The sequence below is a fragment of the Bradyrhizobium sp. 153 genome, from assembly GCF_023073835.1.
Taxonomy (GTDB): Bacteria; Pseudomonadota; Alphaproteobacteria; order Rhizobiales; family Xanthobacteraceae; genus Bradyrhizobium.
The window spans coordinates 50,798-73,971 of the sequence record NZ_JADPKH010000087.1; the positions used below are offsets into that span (position 1 = coordinate 50,798).

A 23,174-nucleotide genomic window follows, 5' to 3' on the forward strand; every position below is an offset into this window, starting at 1 on the left:
TTCTCCAAATAGATCTTACTGACCGATTGCATCGAGAAATTGATACCAGCCCGCGACCATGCGCACGGCGGGCTCACGCAGCGGATAGAACGGTATGGCCTTCATGCGCCGCGCATCGAGCAGGCCGACGTCGGGCGTCTCGCCACGCACGAAGGCGGCGAGATAGCGGCCCATCAGGCTCGACATCGCAACGCCGGCACCGTTGTAGCCGATCGAGAACAGCGTGCGGTCGTCGAGCCGGCCGATATGCGGCACCGAGTCCAGCGTCATCGCGACGAGCCCCGACCATTTGTATGCGAGCGGGACATCGGCGAGATCGGGGAAGATGCCGACCATCGCCTTGCGCAAGGCGTCGAATGCGGCTTGCGAATCCTGCTTGCCGAAGGCGCCGCGGCCGCCGAAGATGACGCGGTTGTCGACCATGCGGAACCAGCGCATCATGCGCTTGGTCTCGGTATAGGTGCGCCCCGTCGGCATCAGTTTTCCCGCGAGATTGCGTGGCAGCTGCTCGGTCGCGATTATGGCGCTGCGGAAGGGGATCAGCGTGCGCTGTATCTGCACGGTGGCATCGGTCAGATCCGAATAGCTGTTGGTGGCGATGATCGCCTGCTTCGCCCGCACCGCGCCTTGCGGCGTCTCGGCGACGATGCCGTCCTTCTCGCGCCGGAGCTTGACGACCGGCGACTCCTGAAAAATCGGAACGCCGCGGCTCGCCACGCCATTTGCCAGGCCGCGCAAATAGTTCAGCGGATGGACCCCGCCCGAGCCGGGATTGAGCACGCCGCCGACAAAGATGTCGGAGCCGGTCTCCTCGCGCACGCCGTTCTTGTCGAGAATGCGAACCGCGGCCGAGCCCATCTCGCGCGTCATCCAGTTGGCCTCGTCGATCGCGGCCTTTAGCGTCGCTTCATTGTGCGCGGCCTTGACCTGGCCGGTGCGCACTAGGTTCGCGCTGGTGATGCCGAACTCGGAGACCAGTTCCTCGACCATGTCGGTCGATTCATGCGCGATCTCGTACATGCGCCGTGCCATGTCGCGGCCGTGTAAGGCATCGATCTCGCGGAAGGACAGGCGAAATTTCGCCGTGATCACCCCGCCATTGCGCCCGCTCGCGCCCCAGCCGGGGCGGTTCGCCTCGAGCACGACGGGGCTGAGCCCGCTTTTGGCGATGTGGTGCGCGGCGGAGAGGCCGGTGTAGCCGGCGCCGATGATCACCACATCCGCTTGGCTCTCGCCCGACAGCACGGGAAACGCGCGCGCCGGGTCCGCCGTGGCTTCCCACAGCGAATTGACCGATGGCAGCGTGCTGAAGTCCCTTGTCATGCCGCGGCTCTCCGTTACGCCGCCGGACCGATCGCGGCGTCGGCAAGCGCCTTCAGGGTGGGATAGTGGAAGTCCGGCTTGGTCAGCGTCTCCACCGCCGGCGTGCCGCCGAAGCCGGCAATGCCCTGGCGGCGCTCGATCCAGCACACCTTGTAGCCGAGCTTCCGCGCGATCCCGATGTCGTGATACTGGCTCTGCGCGACGTGCAGGATGTCGGATTGCTTGTAGCCGAACGCCGACTGGCGGCCCCTGTTGTAGGCGAAGAATTCCGGGTTCGGTTTTGCAACTCCCGTGTCGTCGGCACAGACGGTGTCGTCGAAGGGGTTGCCCAGCGCGTGCGCGTAGCAGGACAGCGCGACGCGGTCCGCGTTGGTCATCGCGACCAAGCGGAATTTGGTGCGCAGGCGCCTGAGCGCCTCGACCGAATCCGGGAACGGCCCCCAGCGCAGCACGGAGAGCTGGAACATGTCGCAGGACGCATCGTCCGCTGGCAGCCCAAGTTCGGTGGCCAGATGGCGATAGACGTGGAACATCACCTCGCTCGAGCGCTCGTAATGCTTGTCGCGGCCACGCTTGTAGGGCTCGAATATCTGCTCGTCGCTGAGCTCGGCCGCCTTCTTGCCTCCGATCTTGCGCACGGCTTCGAGCACGCCGGTTTCGAAGTCGATCAAGGTGCCGACGACGTCGAAGGTGAGAACCTTGAAATTGCTGAACGCGGCTTGGGTCGACATATCAGTTTCTTCTCTCGGGTTGGATGAGGCTTGAGTTCAGTCCCCCACCCTCGGCACGATGATGGTGTCCTCGGGGTGGAGCGTGACGGTGAGGCTGCCGCCGAGCGGTGGGATGCGGTGATAGGCCTGGTGGTAGCTCGGCTGGCGCAGGCTGAGCGCTATGCCATCGGCGAGCGCGAGGAAAATGCGCAGGCTCTCGCCCTGGTAGACGATGTCGGTGACGGTCCCGGTCAGCCGGTTACAGGCCTCATCCTGCGCACCGTCGTCGATCAGCAGCTTTTCGCTGTGCACGGCCAGCATCAAGGCATCGCCATCGGGAATGGCACGCGCGCTGCGCAGCAAGGCATTGCCGAGCGCGACGCTGGAAGCATCGACGCGGCGGACCGGCAGCATCGTCGCTTCGCCGATGAAGCTGGCGACGAAGGAATCGGCGGGATGATCGTGCAGGCGCTCAGGCTTGTCGATCTGGATCAGCCTGCCATCCTTCATCACCGCGACGCGGTCGCTCATGGTCAGCGCCTCGCGCTGGTCATGGGTGACGTAGATGATGGTGGCTCCGATTCGCCGGTGCAGCGCGCGCAACTCGATCTGCATGGATTCGCGCAGCTGCTTGTCGAGCGCGGAGAGCGGTTCGTCCATCAGGATCAGGCGCGGCTCGAAGATCATGGCGCGCGCCAACGCCACACGCTGCCGCTGGCCGCCGGAAAGCTGCGCAATGCCGCGCTCTTCATATCCGGCAAGGCCGACCATGCTGAGCGCCGCGCGCACCTTGTCCGGCCAGGAGGACTTCGGCAGGCGCCGCGCACGCAGCGGAAAGGCGACGTTCTCGCCGACGCTCATATGCGGAAACAGCGCGTAGTTCTGGAACACGACGCCGATATCGCGCTTGTGCGGCGGCATATAGGTGATGTCGCGGCCACCGAAGAGAATGGTGCCTGACGTCGGCAGGATGAAGCCGCCCAGAATGCCGAGCAGCGTGGTCTTGCCGGAGCCGGAGGGGCCGAGCAGCGAGACGAATTCACCGGCGCCGACAGTGAGCGAAACGTCGTCGAGGGCGCGAACGGCGCCATAGGCCTTGCTGGCGGACCTGATCTCGACGCTTTTCGCTCGCTTGTCCAACGATCGACCTCGCGTGTCCCTAGCTGGCGTGCCTCGCTGCGCGCCATAAGCCTGCATTATAGACAGGGATTCTGTGCAGCCACCGCCGAAGCGTGCGCTGCAGCAAATCGTCATTCAGAGCCCCTGTCTTTGGGCTGTCATGTCGATGACACCAGACTTGCGAAAACTCGGCAATTGCCAAATTCTCACCGTGACCATAACATGACGTTATGCACGAGCTGCGCCGCATGCTGCCTTCCAGTAACGCCCTGTTCGTCTTCGACGCGGCGGCGCGCAATGGCAGCTTCACGGCTGCGGCCGCCGAGCTGAACGTCACGCAGCCGGCGGTGAGCCGCATGCTCGGCCAGTTCGAGGAGCATCTCGGCGTTCGCCTGTTCGATCGCACAGCGGGGCGCGCGGTGCTCACCGAGGAAGGCGAGCTCTTGTATCGCCGTGTGCTCGAAGGCTTCCGCAGCATCGAGAGCGGGCTCGTCGAGATCGAGCGGCGCCGCAAGGGCACCGAGACGGTGACGCTGTCGGTCTCCTCCGCCTTCACCACACACTGGCTGATGCCACGCATCGACAAGCTGCAGAAACAGTTTCCGCAAGTCGATCTGCGCTTTCAGCTGATCTCCGGCGCGCTGCGCGGGCCGGTCGAGAATGTCGATCTCGGCATGCGCTTCCGCGATCGCGACGAGCCGTCCTCCGGCGGTACGCTGGTCATGAAAGAAGTGATGCTGCCGATGTGCAGTCCCGGCTATCTCGGCGAGACCGATCCTACCGAGGGCAACACCATCATTCGTCTTGCCGAGACACCGGGCGATTGGGCCGCGGATTACCCATCGCTTCTGACCGGGCGCCGCGGCGTAGCCAAGGGACTGAGCTTCACGGATTATGCCGTAGTGGTGCAGGCCGCCCTGCTAGGTCAGGGCATCGCTCTCGGCTGGCTGACGGTGACCTCGCATTGGCTTCTGACCGGCGCACTGGTGCCGGCCTCCGACACACTGGCCACCACACGCCGTCTCTGCGAGTTTCTGCCGCCCCGCCACCGGCCCATGCGGCCCATCGCCGCCGAAATCCGAGATTGGATCGTCGCACAGATGCGAAAAGAAGTGGCCACGATCGACCGGCAATATCCGCAACTTGGATTGATGTCCGCTTGCTACGGCTTGAGCGTTACACGCTAGAATTGATGGCTCATTGAGCTGTCCATCTACGGTCATGTCGGCGATGGCAATCTGCACAACGTGCTCGTTCCTACCGGCGTCGACGGGCTGGAGTTCACCAAGCGGGTGGAAGAAGGCATCCTGTCGCTGCAACTCTACGACACGGCCGCGGCGCTCGAGGCGCTCGGCGGCACGTTCAGCGCGGAGCACGGCGTCGGTCGATTCAAGAAGCACCTTCTGAAGCGGTACGGCGATCTCGGACGCGACGCGGCGATGCGCCGGATCAAGACCGCCTTTGATCCGGCGGACATCATGAACGCCGGCACGATCGTTCGCCCATTGGGAGAGACGCCTGCCTGTTGAACCATCGGCCGGCGAGCTGGCGATGCTTTCGTCCAGGTCCAAACGGTGGGTCTTCGGCCGAGGCACCTCGATCAGCCAAATCATCTTGTCCATAAAGAAAGAGCCACTCCGAAGGAGTGACTCAAGTTGGGGAGGAAACGCCCCTTTGGGACTGCCTGACTTCCGGTTCGATCTTCATATGGCGGCGATGTCCAGCTTCGAGCCATCGACCAGACGCGCCAGCCGGAACGGAGTGGGATCGACGCTAGGCCTGTCGTTGGCGACAAGCTCTGCGGCCAGATAGCCAAGCCCCGGGCCTAAACCGAAGCCGTGACCCGAGCAGCCCGCCGCGAGGACGAGGCCTTCCACCCCGTCCACCTGCGACACCACTGGCACTGCGTCCGGCGTGCAATCGACGAAGCCGCCCCAGGCGCTATCGATCTCAATTTCGCCGAGTTGGGGGAAGGTTTTCCGGACACTCTCCACCACTTGGCGCATCAGCCATTTCAACGGCGGAGGATCCAGCACGCGGTTCTGTTCGAAGATCCGATCATCGTTGGCCAGAAGCGCCGATATTGAATCCGACCCAGAAACGAACGATCGCCCGACGCCGAGCCTGACGTTTTTCAGGCGACGCAAGAACTGCGGCATGAATTCCCGGCTATATCGGATCGCCTGGGGCGTGATTTCGAGGTTCGCCTTGCCGCTGATCGCAAGCGTATAGCTGCTGTTTCCGGGATCAAAGCCTGTCGTCAATGGAACCATCTCGCTTGGCATCGTGGATAGATCGCAGGCTTGCTTGCGTCAACGGAAAGGAGCGCGTTTGATCGTACCTCGCAGCGATGGGAGGGGTTCATGGCGGCCTATGACGATCAAAACGTCTTCGCGAAGATCCTGCGCGGCGAGATTCCCTGCTTCGAAGTTTTCAGGGACGACCGCAGCTTCGCCTTCCTGGATATTATGCCGCGCTCGCCCGGACACACGCTGGTCATTCCTCGCGCGCCGGCGCGCGGGATCCTCGACATCGCCGATGACGATCTCGCCGCGGTTGCGAGAACCGCTAAGCGGATCGCGATTGCGGCGATGAAGGCGTTCGACGCCGAGGGTATTATCCTGCAGCAATTCAGTGAGCCGGCCAGCGGCCAAGTGGTTTTTCACCTGCACATGCACGTCATGCCGGTCAGGTCCGGGATCGAGCTGTTGCCGGCGCAGACGCGCAAGGAAGACATGGCCGTGCTCGCCGATCACGCCAGACGGATGGTCGCGGCGCTCGCCGGCTAGAGCATGATCCGGAAAAGTGTGCCGCGGCATTCCGAAGAGATCATGCTCAAACATCCATCTAAACGCCGAGATATCGCTGTAGCAGTTCCGGCTGGGCCTTCAGCTCCTGCGCCGGCCCCTCGTGCACAATGTGGCCGTTGTTGATGATGTAGATCCGGCTCGCCAGCGCTAGCGTCGCCGCCAGATTCTGCTCCACCAGCACGATGGTCTGGCCGGCCGCCGCCAGCTCGCGGCAGGCCTTGACGAGATCCTGGACGATCACAGGCGCAAGGCCCTCGAACGGCTCGTCCAGCAGCACGATCTTGGGATCGCGCACCAGCGCCCGCGCGATCGCGAGCATCTGCTGCTCCCCGCCGGAAAGCTCGGTGCCACGGTTGTTGCGACGCTCCTTCAGCCGGGGAAACATCTCGTAGATGCGGCCGAGCGGCCAGCGTTTGGGCGCGGTGATCTGTGCAAGGAGGATGTTCTCCTCCACCGACAGGCTGCCGAAGATCCGGCGCTCCTCGTGGACCAGTTGCATGCCCGCTTGCGCGATCTTGTGGCTTCTGCGCCCGGCGATATCGATGCCGTCGAATTTCACGCTGCCGCTGCGGGGTGTCACGACACCCATCAGGCTCTTCAGCGTGGTGCTCTTGCCGGCGCCGTTGCGGCCGAGCAGTGCCACCACCTCGTGACGGTCGACATGCATGGCGACGTCGAACAGGATGTGGGAGTCCCCGTAATAACTGTTCAGGCCGTTGACCTCGATCAGGCTCATGCGGCGATCTCTCCGTGGACGCCGCCGAGATAGGCTTCCTGCACCGCGGCGTTGGTCTTGATTTCCTCGGGCGTTCCGGAGACCAGCACGCGGCCTTCCTGGAGCACGGTAATGCGCTCGACCAGCTCGAACAGGGCATCCATGTCGTGGTCGATGATGATCATGGTGCGGCCGCGCGCGATCAACTTGAGCAACTTAACGGTCTCGACCCGCTCGCGCGGGCTCATGCCGGCGAGCGGCTCGTCGAGCAGCAGCAGGCGCGGCGAGGTTGCGAGCGCAAGCCCGATCTCCAGCCTGCGTTTCTCGCCATAGGCGAGCTCGGATACGGGCGTGTCGGCGCGGCGGGTCAGATTGACAAGGGCCAGCGTGTGCCCGACCTGCTCGGCCAGGCCCTTGATGCCCGAGAGCTTGCGGAACAAATCGAGCCGGAATTTTCCGCGCAGCTCGGCAAGCGCGGCGATCGTCAGGTTCTGGCGAACGGTGAGGCCGGTGAAGAGCTGGTTGACCTGGTAGCTCTTGGTGAGCCCGAGCTGGCAAACCTCGGTGATCTTCAGTCCCGTGATGTCGCGGCCCTCGAACAGGATCTGGCCCGACGTCGGGGCGACCTCGCAGGTCAACATCTTGAAGAAAGTCGACTTGCCGGCGCCGTTAGGACCGATGATGCCGCGCAGCTCGCCCTGATTGACGCTGAAATCGATGTCGCTGTTGGCGACGAGGCCGCCATAGCGTTTGGTGAGACCTGTGGCCTTCAGGATCGGCCCTGAATACGCAGGATGTTCGACTTCTTTGGCCTGCATCGATGCTGGCGCAGGTTGCCGTGTCGGCGCGGCGTCCGTAGCCTCTTGTTCAGCCTCTGCTTCCGTCCGCTTACGCCTGCCGGAGGCGAGGCGATAGAGATCGGCGAGGCCGCCGATGATGCCGCCGCGCAGAAAGCAGACCAGCAGCACGAACACGACACCCAGCACGAGCTTCCAGGCGGCTCCGAGGCCCAACGCGGCCTGCAGGAAGTCCTGCAGGAAGAGCCAGACCGCCGCGCCGACCAGCGGCCCGAACAGCGTGCTCCTGCCGCCAATGGCGGTCTGCATCACCAATTGGCCGGAGGTGTCGAACGTGAACGCGTCCGGCGGCATGAAGGCCTGGAGCACGCCGAGGAGGCCGCCGGCAAACCCCGCATAGGCGGCGGCGATCACGAAAGCAGTCAGCTTGTAGCCGTGGATGTTGTGGCCGACGGCGGTGGCGCGCAGCGGATTGTCCCGGATCGCGCTCAGAATCGCCCCGACCGGCGAGCGGACGATCCTGAGCGCGATGATGACGCCGATGAAATAGCACAGCGCGATGAATTGATAGAGCGACCAGCCGTTGGTAAAGTGGATCGTGGTGAAGCCGAGATTGAAACTCGGCGTCGGGACGCCGGGCAGGCCGTTCTCGCCGCCGGTAAAATCCGAGAGCGGATTGAACTCGACGAAGAAGAACACCTGCGCGATCGCCACGGTGATCATGGCGAAATAGATGCCGGTCCGGCGCAGCGCGATCAGGCCGACAAGATAACCGGTCACGGCGGCGGCGATCATGCCGATGATCAGCGCGCCCAGCACGTTGCTGAAGCCGGCGCGCGTCAGGAGATAGGCCGCGACGAAGCCGCCGGTACCATAGAAGGCGGACTGGCCGAACGACAACAGCCCCGTGAAGCCGAACAGGATGTCGAAGCCGAGCCCGAACAGGCCCCAGACCAGGATTCGATTGACGGTGTTCGGCGCGAAGCCGAGATGGGGCAGCACAAACGGAGCCGCGATCAGGCCGATGGCCGTTAGCGTCTCGATCAGGAACTGACGTTGCTTGAGCATGACGAAATCACTTACTCGCGGCCCTGAACGCCGAGCAGGCCATGCGGTCGCACCACGAGTACGAGCGTCATCACCGCAAACAGCATCACATAGGCGTAGCCGGGGTTGAACATGGAGGTGACGCTGATGATCTCGCCGGCAATCAGGCCGCCGAGGATCGCACCGGGGAACGAGCCGACGCCGCCGATCACCACCACCACGAACGTCTGGACCAGGATGTCGTCACCGATGCCCGGTGTCAGCGAAACCACGGGCGCGTTGACGATCCCGGCAAAGCCGGCGGCCATCGCACCGATGCCGAACACGACCATGAAGACGCGATAGACGTTGATGCCGAGCGAATCGACCATCACAGAATCCTCGATGCCGGCGCGCACGATCATGCCGAGCCTGGTCCGGTAGAGGATGATGAACAGCGCGCCGAGGGCGATGGCGACGATGCCGACCACGGCGAGGCGGTAGGTCGGATAAAACATGAAGCCGAGATTAGTGATGCCCCGGAACATCGCCGGGGGTGGCACCAGCTGCGACTGGCTCGAGAAGATCAGGCGCACGAGCTCGACGAAGCAGATACCGAGCCCGAAGGTCACCAGCAGCTGATCCTCGTGCGGGCGATTATAGAAATGGCGGATGATGACGCGTTCCATGAGCACGCCGAGCAGCATCACGAACAGCGATCCCGCGATAACGGCGAGGACGAACGATTCCGTGTACTGGTAGGCGACAAAGCCGGCGTAGCCGCCGATCATGAACATCGCGCCATGGGCGAGGTTGAGGACGCCGAGCGTGCCGTAGATGATGGTCAAACCGGAGCTGATCAGCGCGAGCAGCGCGCCGAGCGCAAGCCCGTTGAAAAGCTGCGAAACGAGGTTGGGCCAACTGATCATGAAATGGTCACTGCTGCGAAGGCGCGACGGAGCGCGCCAAAAAGGTGACGCCGCAGGGAGCAGAGGGCAGCCCGCGGCGTCACAGGGGTTAGAGCGGGCTCAGCTGTAGTCGCCGAGATGGCAGCCGAAGGCGTCCGGCTTCTGCATCAGGCCGTCGCCGGGGACGACCTCGACCACGTCGTACCAGTCTTCCTTGTTCTTCATGTCTTTCTGCTGCTTACCCTTTACGATGACCACCGGGCGGACGCACTGATGGTCCTCGGGACGGTAATGCACGTCGCCGACGAGCGAGGGGATCGTCTCGCCCTTCTCATAGGCCTTGATCACATCGGGCGGGTTGAAGCTGCCGGCCTGCTCGCACATGCGGGCCCAGTGCGCGAAGCTGACATAGGCGTTCTCCGCGCCCCATTCCGGCTTGTAGCCGTACTTCTTCTCGAAGGCCTCGTTGAACATCTTGGCCAGCGGGAACTTGTCCTCAAGTGTCCACCAATAGTCGCTGGCAGCGTAGACGCCCTGCATCAAGCCGCCGGTCTCGCGGGCGATGAACGGCACCTGATACGGTACCACCAGCTTCATCTTGTCGAGGACACCGAACTGCTTGGCCTGCTGGGTCGACAGCACCGCGTCGTGGCCCCAGTTGACGTTGATCAGCACTTCGGCGCCGGAATTCGCGACGTTCAGAAGATATGAGGAGTAGTCAGGCGCACCGAGCGGCGCCACCTGGTTGGTCACGGTGGTCCAGCCGGCGGTCGCAAGGAAGTCCTGCATCGACTTGGTGACGGTGTGACCGTAGGTGTAGTCCGGCGTGAGATACGCAGCCTTCTTGCCCTTGCCGAACTCCTTGACCATGACGGGGCCGATCGCCGCGGCGGCGGTCTGGCCGAAGAAGTTCTGGCGGAAGCCGTAGCGGACGCAGTCCTTGCCGGTGGTGTCGTTCGAGCCGGAAATGCCGCACACGAAGATCACCTTCTCGCGCTGGGCGAGCTTGTTGAGCGCGACCGCGACCGCGCTCGAGGTGCCGCCGGTGATCATGATCGCCTTGTTCTCGCTGATGAAGCGCTGCTGCGCCTGCACCGCCTCGTTCGGCTTGGCCGCGGAATCCGCGACGCCAAACTTGAGCTCCTTGCCGAGCACGCCCTTGCTGGTCTTCGGCGAGATCTTCTTGATCAGGTCGTGACCGCTGTTGATGTGCTCGATCGCGAGTTGATAGCCCTTGAGTTCGTCTTCGCCCTGGACGGCATAAGTGCCGGTGCGCGGCACCGAGATTCCGATGAAGGCCGTGGACCCGGACACGCCCGCAGGATACGTGCCGATCGGCCTGTCCTCGGCAAAGGCCGGCATTGCCGGCAGCACCGAGCCGCCGATGAGACCTGCAGTGGTCTGGAGCAGGCTGCGGCGCGAGAGGCCGCGGCGGATGAGATTGTCGGTCATGATCGTTTCCTCCGAATGTCGTTCTTGTTTGCAGGCACAACACGACCTGTCCGGCGGCAGCAGACCTCGAGGGCCTGCCTGCACCGGGCACGTCACATCCGCGTGTAGCTCCTGCACGTAAACATTGCTTGTGAAGTCCTTCTGTCAATTTCGCCTTTGGTCGAACGACAAAAATTGTCACGTGAAAACATATCGGATTGCGATATATATTAGTCTTTGTGAGTAAGAGGCTGGAGGGTTCAGCGGGAGAAATGGCGCGGCAAACGACGATAGCGGGTGCCCGGAAGCGACGCTCTTGGCCGCAAAAGGCGGAGTTGCAGGAGGCGGCGTGGCCGGTCAGAGAGGGGAGCGACACGCGTGCGGCGCCGCAGTCCAGCGATGCGGCCCGCATGTCCGAGCCGCGCAACCGGTCTGCCGGCAAGCGGGGACTGGCGGTTGGCGCCACTCAGGCGAAACGGGAACCTGGCCCGATGCAGAAGCTGAGCGGGCGCGCCCAGAATGTCCTGAAGGAGCTCGCGGTCGAACTCACCGGCGAGCAGCCACCGAAGGGGACTTGGTCGCCCTCGCGTGAACTGCTGCGCGCGCTGACGGCCGAGCGCCTCGCAACTGCGCGCAACTGCGGTCCTCACACCATGCGGGAGATCGTCGACTGGGCGCAGGGCTGCGGCGTGACCATCAAGCCCGTGATCCCGCTCGGCGGCTCGCTGTCGCAGATGTGGTGCGAGTTGATCACCGATGCGGCGGCCGGTAACCTGACCAGCGCCGAGATCGCGGGCGCGCTGCAGCGCTCGATCAGGCGGAAGAGCGTCCGCATCCCGATCGCGTTCCAGGTCATCCTGGTCAAGATCCTGCTGTCCAGCTTCGAATAGGCAGCTGGGGAGCACCGGATATTTGTGCATCCGCGACCCCGCCGATTGGTCCCGCCCGTCCTTCCTTGATAGTCTCGGCAGCGACCGCTTCGCCGGCGGGCTGACGTCGAAGGCAGGAATGGCTGAATCAAAGCGGAAGACTGGACGCAGGGCGCATGGCGTGCCCGCAAAGGGCGGCGCGATGCGTGAGGCCGACTACGCGGCGCTAGCCCGATTCCGCTACCAGTTGCGAACCTTCCTTGCTTTCAGCGAAGCCGCGGCCCAGAACGCCGGGCTGACGCCACAGCAGCATCAGGCGTTGCTGGCGATCAAGGGGTTCGCCAGCCCCGGCGGCGCCAGCATTGGCGACATCGCCCGCTTCCTCCTGATCCGGCACCATACGGCGGTGGAGCTGGTGGATCGCATGGCGAAACTCAAGCTGATCGGCCGGGAAGCCGATCCCGAGGACGCAAGGCGCGTTCTCGTCAAGCTGACGGCCAAGGGCGAGCAGAAGCTGCGATCGCTCTCGCGCATACATCTGGACGAGCTGAGTGCCGCCGCTCCCGGCTTGGCCAAGATTCTACGGTCGTTCCGGACCAAAGCGCGCTGACGGAGATGGCCTGAGTCAGGTGCGCTGAGCTCGTTTCGGAAGTCCAACCACACTTGAATACTCGTCGCGCCGCCCTTCTCGGATGCCAGTATGCGAGGCCGCTCCCCGCAATCATGAATGCAGTTTCACTTGCCGAGAATCTGTAGGCCCCTATAGTCGCGCCCCAATGGCTCACAAGAGGCCTGTTGAAGGGAGAGAACAACATGAAAAGGAGACTCTCTGTTGCGTTGCGAATAGCACTTGGTACTGCGGCCAGTGTGCTGATGACTGCACCACGCGCGGCACTTGCGGCGGATCCACTTCGGATCGGCGTTATCGCGGAAGCGCAGGCGATCGCGGGCGCCTCCATCCCACAGGCGGCGCAACTTGCCGCTGACGAGATCAACGCCAATGGCGGCGTCGATGGACGCAAGATCGAATTATCTCCTACGACAATCACTCCTCTTCCGCGGATTCTGTGCGTGCCTTCCAGCGTGCCGTCAACGAGGACAAGGTCAACGCAGTCATCGCAAGCTACATCAGCGAGGTCGTACTTGCGCTGGAACCGTGGGCTTCGCGACTGAAGACACCGTTCGTCACGCCCGGTGCTGCCTCCAACGAGATCAGCAAGAGCGTCCATGCCGATTACGAGAAGAACAAGTACACCTTCCACGGCTATCTGACTTCGGCGGCCCTGGCGCTCTCGGTTTGCGATGGCGCCAAGGACTTGCTCGTGGACAAGATGCACATGAAGACAGCAGTCATCATGAGCGAGGACGCTGCCTGGACCAAGCCGCTCGACATCGGCTACGAGGAATGCCTGCCCAAAATCGGGCTGAAAGTGCTCGACCACATCCGCTTCTCCCCTGACACCACCGATTTTACGCCGATCTTCAATAAGATCGAGGGCTCCAAGCCCGACGTGATCATCACCGGCATTTCCCATGTCGGTGTGCAGCCGACGGTGCAGTGGAAGAACCAGCAAGTGCCGATCCCGATGTTCGGCATCTCCTCGCAAGCCACCAACGAAACGTTCGGTAAGGACACCAACCAGGCCGCGGAAGGCGTCCTCTATCAGGGCGTCTCGGGACCGGGTGTGGCTGTCACGCCGAAGTCGGTGCCGTTCGCGGAGAACTTCAAGAAGAAGTTCGGTAACTATCCGTCGTATGCCGGCTACACTGCCTATGACGAGGTCTATTACATTGCCGATGCGGTGAAACGGGCCGGTTCGACCGAGGCGGACAAGCTCGTTGCTGCGCTGGAGAAGACCGACTGGGAAGGCACCATTGGCCGCGTCCAGTTCTACGGCAAGGACGACCCGTTCACGCACTCGATCAAATATGGCAAGGGCTTGATCACCGGCCTGATGCTGCAATGGCAGAACGGCAAGCAGAGCGCGGTCTGGCCAAAGGACGTCGCCACGGTCGACGTCAAGTTCCCGAACTTCATCAAGCTCAGCAACTAGCAGGAAATGCTCCCTGGGCCACTTCCCAGGAGCTTCCGCACGCGTCCCACACAGCACTCTTTCTCAAAGCGGCAGCCCCGCTGCCATGCGGCCTATTATCAATGCGAGTCTTCCAGATCTTGATGGATGGCTTTGCGATCAGCGCTCTCTACGCTCTCGGTGCCACCGGCTTTACCCTGATCTTCGGCGTCTCGGGCGTGCTCAACCTCTCCCATGGTGCCATCATGTCGCGGCGGCGGTGGCGGCCTGGGCCGCAGCCAGCGTCCTTGGTGTCGGCACCTATGCCGGCGCGCTGATCGGAGTGGCGGTCGCCCTCCTCGCCGCGTTCGCCACTTATTTCGCGGTGGTGAAGCCGATTCAGGATTCGCGGCGCATTCCCAATGAGGAGAAGGAGATATTCGTCCTCACCGGCACCCTGCTCTGGGGCATCATGATCCAGGAGCTGATCGCCTATTTCTTCACCATCCGCCGCCGGAGACCTTTGGCAGCTTGTTCAGGGCATCCTCGGTCGCCTTCAGGATTGCACGGGAATCGCCGCCGGCGCGGTCGATCAGACCGCCAGCAAGGCTCTCGCTGTCATCCAGCAGGACCTTCAGCAGATGCAGGGTGGAAAACTGCTGATGACCTTCGCGCATCGCCAGCGACTGCGCGGACTGGATGAAACCGCGCGAGCGCTCGGTATATCGTTCAATATTCATCATCGTCTTCCCTCGGCGATGCCGCTTCGCCCCCGAGTGCGATCAGCAAAAGGAGGTACCGGTTTAGCGTTCGACCGCGATCAAGGCATTGAAGATCCGCGATCTGATCCCCAAACCGCGCGCCGCTTAGTGAATTGTGCGCAAGGCAACACACGGCATGCTCTTTGGGTTTCCGCAAGGTCGCACTGACATTCGTCAATCCGCCAGCGGTTTTCGCCGTCGACGCTGAAAGCCTACTGCGATAGTGGGCGCATATCGGCGCGTTTGAGCCGTGCCCTGTCCGCGCCAGCCAACCGCTCGGACCGCGCGTCTCACCTGCAGCCGACTTGCGTCGTCCAACCGTGGCGATTCTTGCTAATTCTCGTCCCTCGCGCAAGTCAGCTCGAAAAACGTCAATTCGTCCGCGGATCCACACGAAAATCCGGATAGCCAAACTAACCAAGCGCTACCGGCCAGCGATGCGCGAACAGCCTACCTTGTCGGCGGCGAGCGAAGTTGAGCAATAGTTGTCGCGGTTCCCGCGCCGCAATAGCCTGCCGCGAGGAGTGACTCCGGGCGGCCTTCGGCCGCCTGGGCGACTCTAGTCCGCTTTGCGCGAACTCCGGACATTCGCAAATCGGATGTTATGGAATTTTGACAGCGACTTCGCAGCCTCAGATGAAAAACGTCGTCCAACTCTTGGCCACTCGACCATCCCCGATAAGTTCATAAAACTTAGTGCGCCCGAGGCCTGTCACTTCACAGGCCTCCGTGATGGTGCAGGTCAACCGCTGCGCAAATGGGAGGCGACACAGATGGCGGGGCATCAACTCATCTGCGGCTGCACCACGTTCAACTTCGATATCGTCTTCGAGGTCTGGACCACGCCGTCTCAAGATTAGGCCTCCTTCACAGCCGAAGGAGCTACTCTGGGGCGAGCCGCAGTCCACCTCAACGAAAGCAAAGAGCAGAATGGAGAGCCTTAGCGAGGAACAGAAAACGTCGGAGAAGTCTAGGCTATGAAAAGCGTCGCAATTTTTCATAACTGGTATTGACGTACAAGTTCGATGTCGGCCAGCGGCGCTAACAACATCGATGCGCCGTGGCAGTTTCCTGCTGAACATCAATACGACGCTGACGACCGACCCACCAAGGATCGGGCAATTCAGGGCAGCACACGATGGAGCATGAACATGTACTTTGCAGCTGTGCAGCAGTGCCTCGATGCGAACCCGCAAGCCATGCGCCAGCGTCGCGAGACGGCCGAGCATCCATTCGGCAAATCGACGCTCGCAAGGGGCGACGCACGTCCCGGGGTGTAGTAGTACCCAACGCGTCGGCACTCGGGTGAAATTGCTGACAGAGTATCTTGAATAGGCTATTCGGGTCGAGCGGCTGGCGAGCGGTGAGCCGGACTCGGGCTCAAAGAACAGCTTTGCAACAGGCTGAAGCGCATCGGAAGCTCGCATCCGGGCGGGCAAAGCAGTGTGGGATGCCCTCTAGTCCGCCGGAGAACGCAAATTTGGCTACCTCGAAGTTCCACTTAGGGCACTGACGTCTTCAGTGCGTGTAAATCGACAAGGCCCTTGATCCCTCTTGCCCACTAACATCGTCCTTTGGCGTCTCAGAGCTGACCAAGTTGTACCGTGATATCGCCTGGCAGTAGCGCTCCCGATTCTGCGGGGACTCCTCGCCACAAGCAATCGCCTGCGACCAAATCCGGCATGGGCAGCTGGTGGTCGCCAAAGTTGGCGGCAATCTGCAGAATGTCCCCCCTCTCAGTCTGCCAGCGCACGTCCACACCGCCACTGCCGCTATCCTGGCCCAGTAGCTCACGTCGCGCCGAAACGAAGCCCTGTTTGATAAGAGGTACGATCTTGTCGTGCCGTATCTTCAGCAGCTGCGTCGTCAGCGTGCGAAACTTGGCGCTCCCGGGAGAATGGTCGATGCTATTCCAGTCGAGCTTCGAGGCCTGAAACGTCGTTTCATCGCACGGGTCTGGAATCCTGGCACGCATTTCGGGCGTCGAGAAGGCCTTGAAGTGGGAAAACTCCTTGCGCCGCCCTTCCCGCGTCAACTCGGCGGCTTGTCCCGTCCAGTCTGCAAAGAACAGGAACGGCGTTTCGACAGCCGCTTCCTCCCCCATGAAAAGCATCGGAATGTGCGGATTGAGCAAGACCAACGCCATCGCCTGGCAAAGCTTTTCCGGGCTCACCAATTTTGACAGTCGCTCGCCCAAACCCCGATTGCCGATCTGATCATGGTTCTGCGCGAAGAAGATCGTGGCGTCCGGCGGCAGATGGGCGCTCGGCTCGCCGCGAGGCTCGTTATGAAGCGCGAAGATCTCGCCTTGGTAGGCAAAACCTTCCGTGAGCGATCGCGCAAGGTGTTCGAGCGGCTTGTCCGCAAACGCGCGGTAATATCCCTCCTCTTCTCCCGTCAGCAGGACATGAAGCGCATTGTGGAAATCGTCACCCCACTGGGCGTCGTAATATCTCGGGGCTCCGTCCACTCGGTCCAGCAGGTGCGCCTGATTGGCCTCATTCTCCAGCATCAGATGCACGCGCCGGCCCGACAATTCATGCCGGATGGTCTCGGCAAGCTCGACCAGGAAATGCCGTTCGGAATCGTCCTTCAGCGCATGAACGGCATCGAAGCGTAGCCCGTCGAAGCCGTAGTCGCGCAACCACATCAGCGCGTTCTCGGTCAGGAACTCGCGCACGAACGCGCCATCGCGTCCCTCGAGGTTGACGGCAGGCCCCCAGCCGGTGCTGTGGCGTTTGTTGAAGAAATTCTCCGCGTAGCTGTGCAGATAATTCAACTGCGGTCCGAAGTGGTTATAGACCACGTCGAGGTAGACCATGATGTCGAGATCGTGGGCTGCCCGCAACAGCCGCTTGAGATCCTGCGGCCTGCCGTAGCGAGCATTGGGCGCATTCAGCAGCACGCCGTCATAACCCCAATTGTGCCGGCCGGGGACGTCGTTGATCGGCATCAGCTCGATGGCCGTGATGCCGAGATCGCGCAGATAGGGCAGCCGCTTCTCGACGCCGGCATACGTCCCCTCCTCGCTGAAGGTGCCGACGTGCAGCTCGTAAATCACGGCGTCCGCCCATGGCCGCCCCGGATACAGGGTGGCATCACGTAACGCCGACGTATCGATCACCTCGCTGGGCGCACCGACATCATCAGGCTGGAAGAACGAGGCCGGATCCGGGACGATGAGGTCCTGGTCGATCCTAAACTGATAGCGCGTGCCGACATGCGCTGTCGGGCTGAGCAGCTGGTACCAGCCGTCGTCATCGCCCACCATCCGCTGTGGCGGTCGCCCCACCTCCAGCAACTCCACCGAGCGAGCCGTCGGGGCCCAGAGGTTGAAGCTTATCCCCTGATCGACGATGTAAGCACCGTGTCGCCGGGCCTGTCCGGCAATTCCCAGTCTCTGAATCAAATCTTTCCCTTTCACGCCCCATGCACGGAGTTGGGCATGCCTCGGCGAACCGCGATGGGTCGGTCGTTACGATCGCTTGAAGGGATGCCTGCGCAGGAAAAAGCTGGCGTGCGTGCATTCGTTCCTCGCCACAGGCGTTCGCGCCAGCCACAGCCGATCCGAGCCCTGCCACCGTGAACCCGCAACCGAAGAGGCGATCCGGATGCCCATACCTTCCGCCGGTCTGGAGATAAGCGCGATCAGCTAATGCCATTTGCTACCCGCTGGAACGGAATGATCAGGCGACTGTTACGACCAACACACAGGAGTTGCCACCATGCGCCGCTCGACGCCAAAACCGATTCGCAACAAGCTCGACCTCACCGACCGCACTCAAATGCGCCTCGTGAGAAAACGTTTGGGTCTGTCCGATGCCGAGCTGACCGCGATCGCCGAGCATATCGGCAATTCGATCTCCGCGATCAGCAAGGAAGTCGCCAAGCAGCGCGCCAACCCGCCGGCCAAGCCGGCCGACGTACCTCCCGCGGCCGTGATCGCCTCGGCTGCGGCCACCGAGCAGGCCGCAACCGAGATACCCACACCAGCGCCGACATCCTGACCGGATTGTCATCGGGGGCAGACATGGACCAAAAGACGCAATCGGACGACGCCCTGACGCGGGCGGCGTCGAGCCTCCGCCGATCCCGTATCACCGAGGGCAAACCGTTTCCGCTCGGCGCCACCTGGGACGGCCTCGGGGTCAATTTCGCGCTGTTCTCGGCCCACGCCATCAAGGTCGAGCTCTGCCTGTTCGACGACGACGGTGAAACCGAACTCGAGCGGATCGAGCTTCCGGAATACACCGACGAGGTCTGGCACGGCTATCTGCCCTCGGCCCGTCCCGGCACCGTCTACGGCTATCGCGTCCATGGACCCTATGAGCCTGACGCCGGACACCGCTTCAATCCCAACAAGCTCCTGCTCGATCCGTATGCCAAGCAGCTGGTCGGGCAACTGCGTTGGGCGCCCGAGCTGTTCGGGTACCAGCTCGATCACGCCGACAAGGACCTCTCCTATGACGAGCGCGACAGCGCGCCGCTGATGCAGAAGTGCCGCGTCATCGACCCCGCGTTCACCTGGGGCGCGGCGCGCAAACCCGAGGTACCGTGGGAGCGGACGATCGTCTACGAGATGCACGTCAAGGGTTTTACGCAGCTGCATCCGCTGGTGCCCGAGGCAGACCGCGGCACGTTCTCCGGCCTCGCGCATTCGGAAATCCCCGCGTATCTGCGCTCGCTCGGGATCACCAGTGCGGAGCTGCTGCCGATCCATGCCTTCGTCGACGATAGCTACTTGGTCGACAAGGGCCTGCGCAATTACTGGGGCTACAATTCCATTGCCTTCTTCGCGCCGGAGCCGCGTTACCTGAGGACGCCGTTCGCGAACGAATTCAAGGAAATGGTCAACCAGTTCCATGCCCATGGCATCGAGGTCGTCCTCGACGTCGTCTACAATCACACGGCGGAAGGCAACGAACTCGGCCCGACCTTGTCGTTCAAGGGGATCGACAACGCCAGCTATTACCGCCTGCTGCCGGACCAGAAGCGCTACTACATCAATGATACCGGCACCGGAAATACGGTGAACCTCTCCCACCCACGGGTGCTGCAACTGGTTGCGGATTCCCTGCGCTATTGGGCGACGGAGATGCGGGTCGACGGTTTCCGCTTCGACCTGGCCACCATCCTCGCGCGCGAGCCCTATGGCTTCGACGAAGGCGGTGGCTTCCTCGACGCCTGCCGTCAGGATCCGGTGCTGTCCAGCGTCAAGCTGATCGCAGAGCCTTGGGACATCGGCCCTGGCGGCTACCAGGTCGGCCAGTTTCCGCCCGGCTGGGCCGAGTGGAATGACAAGTTCAGGGATACCGTGCGCGCCTTCTGGAAGGGTGATGAAGGCACGCTGGCAGACCTTGCCAAACGTGTGTCAGGGTCCGGCGATCTCTTCAACAAGCGGGGGCGGCGGCCATGGGCGAGCGTCAACTTCGTCACCGCGCATGACGGCTTCAACCTCAATGATCTCGTCTCGTACAATGAAAAGCACAACGAGGCGAACGGGGAGAACAATCGCGACGGCCACAGCAACAACCATTCCTGGAATTGCGGCGCCGAAGGAGCCACGGACGATCAAGAGATCACGGCGCTGCGCGAACGCCAGAAGCGGAACATGCTCGCGACGATGCTGCTGTCCCACGGCACGCCAATGCTGCTCGCGGGCGACGAGTTTGGACACACTCAGCGAGGCAACAACAATGCGTATGCCCAGGACAACGAGACCACCTGGCTCGACTGGATGGGTATCTCGGCAAACGGCCGCAATCTTCGTGAATTCACGCGCAAGCTGATTGCGACACGCAAGGCCTTCCCGATCCTCTATCGCAGCCGGTTCCTGATCGGCTCCCACAATGAAGAACTCGACGTCAAGGACGTGACCTGGCTGTCACCGTCCGGCGAAGCGATGACCGACGAGCAATGGCAGGACGGCAACGCCAAGTGCTTTGGCATGCTGCTCGACGGGCGCGCCCAGGAGACCGGCATCAAGCGACGCGGCTCGGACGCGACGATGCTTCTGGTCTACAACGCCCACCATGACATCGTGAACTTCATCTTGCCGGCGGTCACCGACGGGCGCAGCTGGCTCAGCCTGATCGACACCAACCAGCCGGATGCGTCCATGACGGACTTCGAGCTCGGACACGCCTACGGTGTCACCGCGCGCTCGCTGGCAGTGTTTGGACTTGCCAACGATAGCGTCGCGACCCGCCGCCTGCGTCAGGGGCTCGGCGCGTTGCTCGACATCGCCGATACGCCGTTATCGCGCTAGATCTGGGCCGCACGCTCCATCGTTGACTTCGCCCAATAGGGCCACGCGGACGATCACCTTAATCCTGAAAATGCATCAGTCGCGTGCAGAACATCAGGCGGTACCCAGCCGATCTCTTCAGTCGTGCCGCGACTACCGCACTGCTCGAGAGGCTCCTTCAGCTGCCCCCCGCGATCTATCAGATCTTGACGTTCTCGAGCAGCTCGGCCGCCTTCGCACGCCTGTCGCCTTGGCCACGCCTGCCCCGGAAGTGGAGGCGTGGCTCTCTTTGGAAATCATCAGGAGAAGGGGCGAGCTCTCTCTCAAATCGCGCGTGTGTGCACATTTGCACAGTCAGTTCCGGTTTGTGGAACTAAAGTGGAAGCGCCGATCGTCCTAGAACATTCCGGATAAATGATGCGACCGCCTTGCCGTTCAACAAATTTGTCCTAACGGTGTTCCCGGCGGCTTAAGAACCGATGCTCCGGCGCGGCGTTGAGTGTCCAATGTCCGACGCTTTTGACTGTTTTCGTGCCCACGCGATCCGAGCCCTTTGCAAGGCTCGCGCGATGCCTCGCGGAAGGATGAAGCACCTGCAAATCGTCGTAGGGCGAGTGTACCACCTGCTCACCAACAAGGCCGCATACGGCCCGAACCTACAGCATCTCGACGAGTTTCGGGCAGCGCAGAAGCTCGAGAAGTCGGTCGACTAATGGCGTTGCAATCACCATCCGGTCGAGCCGCGAGGGCCCTGGCGGCCGCAGCTGGTCTCTCGACCGGTCGCACACGTACAAGCCCTCGACAGAACAAGACCGGAGAGGAGGCGCATTGAGTGCCGGGCCGTTCCAGAATAATCTGGCACCGAGGAAGGCCCAGCACTGCAGCAGGCTTGAACGGGCATGGACGCCCCATCCCCGCAATGCGCCGTCTCCTGCGCCAGGCCCGCGTGTACGGATACCTGCAAGCGCTCGAGGACCGGCTGTTCCATCCGGGTGGCACCAAATCCTTGTGCCGCGTCGAGACGGCCGAAGAGATGGCGCGCGCGGGATGGCTGAAACGGGACCCGACCGCTACCAGTTCGCGCCGGAGGGCGCGTCGGTCTTGGCGCAGCATTGATGCAGATCGCCGGCCTGCCTCCGCTCGGAAGAGGGCCGGAACGACGGCATTGGAGCGGCGTTGGCCGGAAGGCAGGTGCTGGAGGTTGGCATGTCGCGCGTTGTGCTGGCCGTCGACGATGAGCCTTTGGTGCTTGATGTGACGACCCAATGCTGGAAGATCTCGGGTCAACGGTGACCGCCGGCAGCGGCGGTAAGCGCCGGAGATGCTTTCTGACATCCGGCAGATCGCGATCCTCATTACCGACCTCAATATGCCCGGGATGTACGGCTACGAACTGGCGGAACGGGCGGCGCGTCTCCGGCCGGACCTGCGGATCCTCCTTCTGTCGGGCCGAGATGGCGACGGGCATGGGCTTCCGATCCTTCGCTAACCCTTTCTCGAAGAGGATCTCGCGCGGACCATGAGCCAGACCACCGGACTGTGGTAGGTGTCCTAACGCAGGGTCGCTATTCCGCGGGCTGCTTCAGCGGAGTGTCCACCCACTTGCGGGCGCCAGGGTCGTACAGCGGGTCGTCGTCCAACGAGGGCAGAGGTAGCTCTCTGCACCTCGGCCCGCCTCGGGCTTGACGAGCTTCATGGGCCCTCCGCAGCCCGGGCACGCCTTCCGGATCGGGTGCAGCACCGCCATGTCGAATTCCCCGCCGCCAGCAGGTTATGGCCGCCGGACGCGTCGACACAAGCGCATACCGGAAATCGCCCGCAGCAGCGTCACGAAGCTCTCGCTACTTGACTCGCCGGACGCAGACATACTCAACGACTGCGCTCAACGTGCTGGAGGGGTCGCGTCATGGAGCAGGAGGTCTACTAGGGTCTCGCCCATCGGGTCCGGAGCATCGCCGAGAAGGCCGACCCGTTCACCGGGCCGCGCCTGCTCGACCTCAAGGCGCTCCGGCCCTCAGCGACCGAGCGCCCACTACCAGTGCCGCGCACGACGCTACCGACCTCCATCTTCTCCGGATCGGGCGAGGCCTAACGCCCGGCGGCACTGACGCGGGCTAGCCCCGTCTAAGCCCGCAGCGATTGCTCTAGAAAAAAGCGAAGCATCTCCCTGGTCGCATCCGGCCCGCTTGGATCGGTGTAGGATCCGGCCGGACTGCCTCCCGACCAGGCGTGGCCTGCGCCGTGAACATTCCAGTGTTCGGAGACGGCGCTGCCGCTCATGTCGGTCAGAAGGGTGCGGGTATACGCGTGCCCGTATGGCACTTTTCCAGCGATGACATTCGCTTTCAAATCCGACGCATTACCCGATTGTTCGGCGATACGGTCGCCGTTGTTCGGATGCACCGTTGTGTCTCGGTCGCCATGGAAAACGATGGTCGGCACCTGC

The 23,174-nt window shown here is 62.6% G+C and carries 19 protein-coding genes and 4 pseudogenes; 12 read left to right on the plus strand and 11 right to left on the minus strand.

Annotation, left to right across the window (positions count from 1 at the left end; translation table 11 throughout):
- Positions 1-15 precede the first annotated feature (15 nt).
- From IVA91_RS23835 to IVA91_RS23845, 3 genes are read right to left on the minus strand one after another with little or no spacing between them, the layout of a single operon-like run.
- Positions 16-1,323 (minus strand): FAD-binding oxidoreductase, encoded by a 1,308-nt coding sequence (locus IVA91_RS23835; RefSeq protein ID WP_247281190.1) that lies wholly within the window; start codon positions 1,321-1,323, stop codon positions 16-18.
- A 14-nt stretch (positions 1,324-1,337) separates the two neighbouring features.
- Positions 1,338-2,054: an HAD family hydrolase gene (locus tag IVA91_RS23840; RefSeq protein ID WP_247281191.1), complete on the minus strand. Its 717-nt coding sequence runs from the start codon at positions 2,052-2,054 to the stop codon at positions 1,338-1,340.
- A 36-nt stretch (positions 2,055-2,090) separates the two neighbouring features.
- Positions 2,091-3,173, minus strand: coding sequence for an ABC transporter ATP-binding protein (locus tag IVA91_RS23845; RefSeq protein WP_247459270.1), 1,083 nt, complete (start codon positions 3,171-3,173; stop codon positions 2,091-2,093).
- Positions 3,174-3,382: 209 nt separating this feature from the next.
- Here IVA91_RS23845 and IVA91_RS23850 point away from each other — a divergent pair, with 209 nt between their 5' ends.
- Positions 3,383-4,339, plus strand: a complete 957-nt coding sequence (locus IVA91_RS23850; RefSeq protein ID WP_247281193.1) for a LysR family transcriptional regulator — start codon at positions 3,383-3,385, stop codon at positions 4,337-4,339.
- Between the two features lie 24 nt (positions 4,340-4,363).
- Positions 4,364-4,681: an FAD-linked oxidase C-terminal domain-containing protein gene (locus IVA91_RS23855; RefSeq protein ID WP_346015522.1), complete on the plus strand. Its 318-nt coding sequence runs from the start codon at positions 4,364-4,366 to the stop codon at positions 4,679-4,681.
- Between the two features lie 174 nt (positions 4,682-4,855).
- On the opposite strand, the gene IVA91_RS23860 is transcribed toward IVA91_RS23855, so the two are convergent.
- Entirely contained in the window at positions 4,856-5,416 is a 561-nt protein-coding gene (locus tag IVA91_RS23860; protein WP_247281195.1) for an FAD-binding oxidoreductase, read from the minus strand.
- Positions 5,417-5,515: 99 nt separating this feature from the next.
- Here IVA91_RS23860 and IVA91_RS23865 point away from each other — a divergent pair, with 99 nt between their 5' ends.
- Entirely contained in the window at positions 5,516-5,941 is a 426-nt protein-coding gene (locus tag IVA91_RS23865) for an HIT family protein (protein ID WP_247281196.1), read from the plus strand.
- A 58-nt stretch (positions 5,942-5,999) separates the two neighbouring features.
- Here the strand turns inward: IVA91_RS23865 and IVA91_RS23870 are convergent, their stop codons facing one another.
- The 4 genes from IVA91_RS23870 to IVA91_RS23885 form a co-directional block, all read right to left on the minus strand.
- A complete protein-coding gene (locus IVA91_RS23870) occupies positions 6,000-6,698 on the minus strand; it encodes an ABC transporter ATP-binding protein (protein ID WP_247281197.1) in 699 nt (232 codons plus the stop codon).
- Entirely contained in the window at positions 6,695-8,542 is a 1,848-nt protein-coding gene (locus tag IVA91_RS23875; RefSeq protein ID WP_247448982.1) for a branched-chain amino acid ABC transporter ATP-binding protein/permease, read from the minus strand. Before IVA91_RS23875 ends, IVA91_RS23870 begins: the two co-directional genes overlap by 4 nt.
- A gap of 11 nt (positions 8,543-8,553) precedes the next feature.
- On the minus strand, positions 8,554-9,429 hold the full coding sequence (locus tag IVA91_RS23880) for a branched-chain amino acid ABC transporter permease (protein WP_247281199.1): 876 nt from the start codon (positions 9,427-9,429) through the stop codon (positions 8,554-8,556).
- A 99-nt stretch (positions 9,430-9,528) separates the two neighbouring features.
- Entirely contained in the window at positions 9,529-10,860 is a 1,332-nt protein-coding gene (locus tag IVA91_RS23885) for a substrate-binding protein (protein WP_247459274.1), read from the minus strand.
- A gap of 470 nt (positions 10,861-11,330) precedes the next feature.
- Here IVA91_RS23885 and IVA91_RS23890 point away from each other — a divergent pair, with 470 nt between their 5' ends.
- From IVA91_RS23890 to IVA91_RS23905, 4 genes and pseudogenes are all read left to right on the plus strand, one after another.
- Positions 11,331-11,729, plus strand: coding sequence for a hypothetical protein (locus IVA91_RS23890; protein ID WP_247459276.1), 399 nt, complete (start codon positions 11,331-11,333; stop codon positions 11,727-11,729).
- Positions 11,730-11,847: 118 nt separating this feature from the next.
- Complete coding sequence (locus IVA91_RS23895; protein WP_247281202.1) at positions 11,848-12,318, plus strand: helix-turn-helix domain-containing protein; 471 nt, start codon at positions 11,848-11,850, stop codon at positions 12,316-12,318.
- Positions 12,319-12,521: 203 nt separating this feature from the next.
- Positions 12,522-13,762 (plus strand): annotated as a pseudogene (locus tag IVA91_RS23900) (ABC transporter substrate-binding protein).
- Between the two features lie 101 nt (positions 13,763-13,863).
- A pseudogene (locus IVA91_RS23905) lies at positions 13,864-14,225 on the plus strand (branched-chain amino acid ABC transporter permease); the annotation flags it as partial.
- 7 nt (positions 14,226-14,232) lie between these two features.
- Here IVA91_RS23905 and IVA91_RS23910 read toward each other — a convergent pair.
- Positions 14,233-14,460, minus strand: a pseudogene (locus IVA91_RS23910) (Clp protease N-terminal domain-containing protein); the annotation flags it as partial.
- A 1,046-nt stretch (positions 14,461-15,506) separates the two neighbouring features.
- Here IVA91_RS23910 and IVA91_RS23915 point away from each other — a divergent pair.
- Entirely contained in the window at positions 15,507-15,761 is a 255-nt protein-coding gene (locus IVA91_RS23915) for a hypothetical protein (protein WP_247281204.1), read from the plus strand.
- 302 nt (positions 15,762-16,063) lie between these two features.
- Here the strand turns inward: IVA91_RS23915 and treZ are convergent, their stop codons facing one another.
- Positions 16,064-17,905 (minus strand): malto-oligosyltrehalose trehalohydrolase, encoded by a 1,842-nt coding sequence (treZ, locus tag IVA91_RS23920; RefSeq protein WP_247281205.1) that lies wholly within the window; start codon positions 17,903-17,905, stop codon positions 16,064-16,066.
- Between the two features lie 301 nt (positions 17,906-18,206).
- Here treZ and IVA91_RS23925 point away from each other — a divergent pair, with 301 nt between their 5' ends.
- The 4 genes from IVA91_RS23925 (at position 18,207) to IVA91_RS23935 (ending at position 22,217) form a co-directional block, all read left to right on the plus strand.
- A complete protein-coding gene (locus IVA91_RS23925; RefSeq protein ID WP_247459279.1) occupies positions 18,207-18,488 on the plus strand; it encodes a DUF3606 domain-containing protein in 282 nt (93 codons plus the stop codon).
- Between the two features lie 23 nt (positions 18,489-18,511).
- Positions 18,512-20,749, plus strand: coding sequence for a glycogen debranching protein GlgX (gene glgX / locus IVA91_RS23930; RefSeq protein WP_247281207.1), 2,238 nt, complete (start codon positions 18,512-18,514; stop codon positions 20,747-20,749).
- Between the two features lie 563 nt (positions 20,750-21,312).
- Entirely contained in the window at positions 21,313-21,441 is a 129-nt protein-coding gene (locus IVA91_RS36865) for a hypothetical protein (protein ID WP_256464984.1), read from the plus strand.
- Positions 21,442-22,049: 608 nt separating this feature from the next.
- Complete coding sequence (locus tag IVA91_RS23935; RefSeq protein ID WP_247281208.1) at positions 22,050-22,217, plus strand: hypothetical protein; 168 nt, start codon at positions 22,050-22,052, stop codon at positions 22,215-22,217.
- Between the two features lie 635 nt (positions 22,218-22,852).
- Here IVA91_RS23935 and IVA91_RS23940 read toward each other — a convergent pair.
- Positions 22,853-23,174 (minus strand): annotated as a pseudogene (locus IVA91_RS23940) (esterase); the annotation flags it as partial.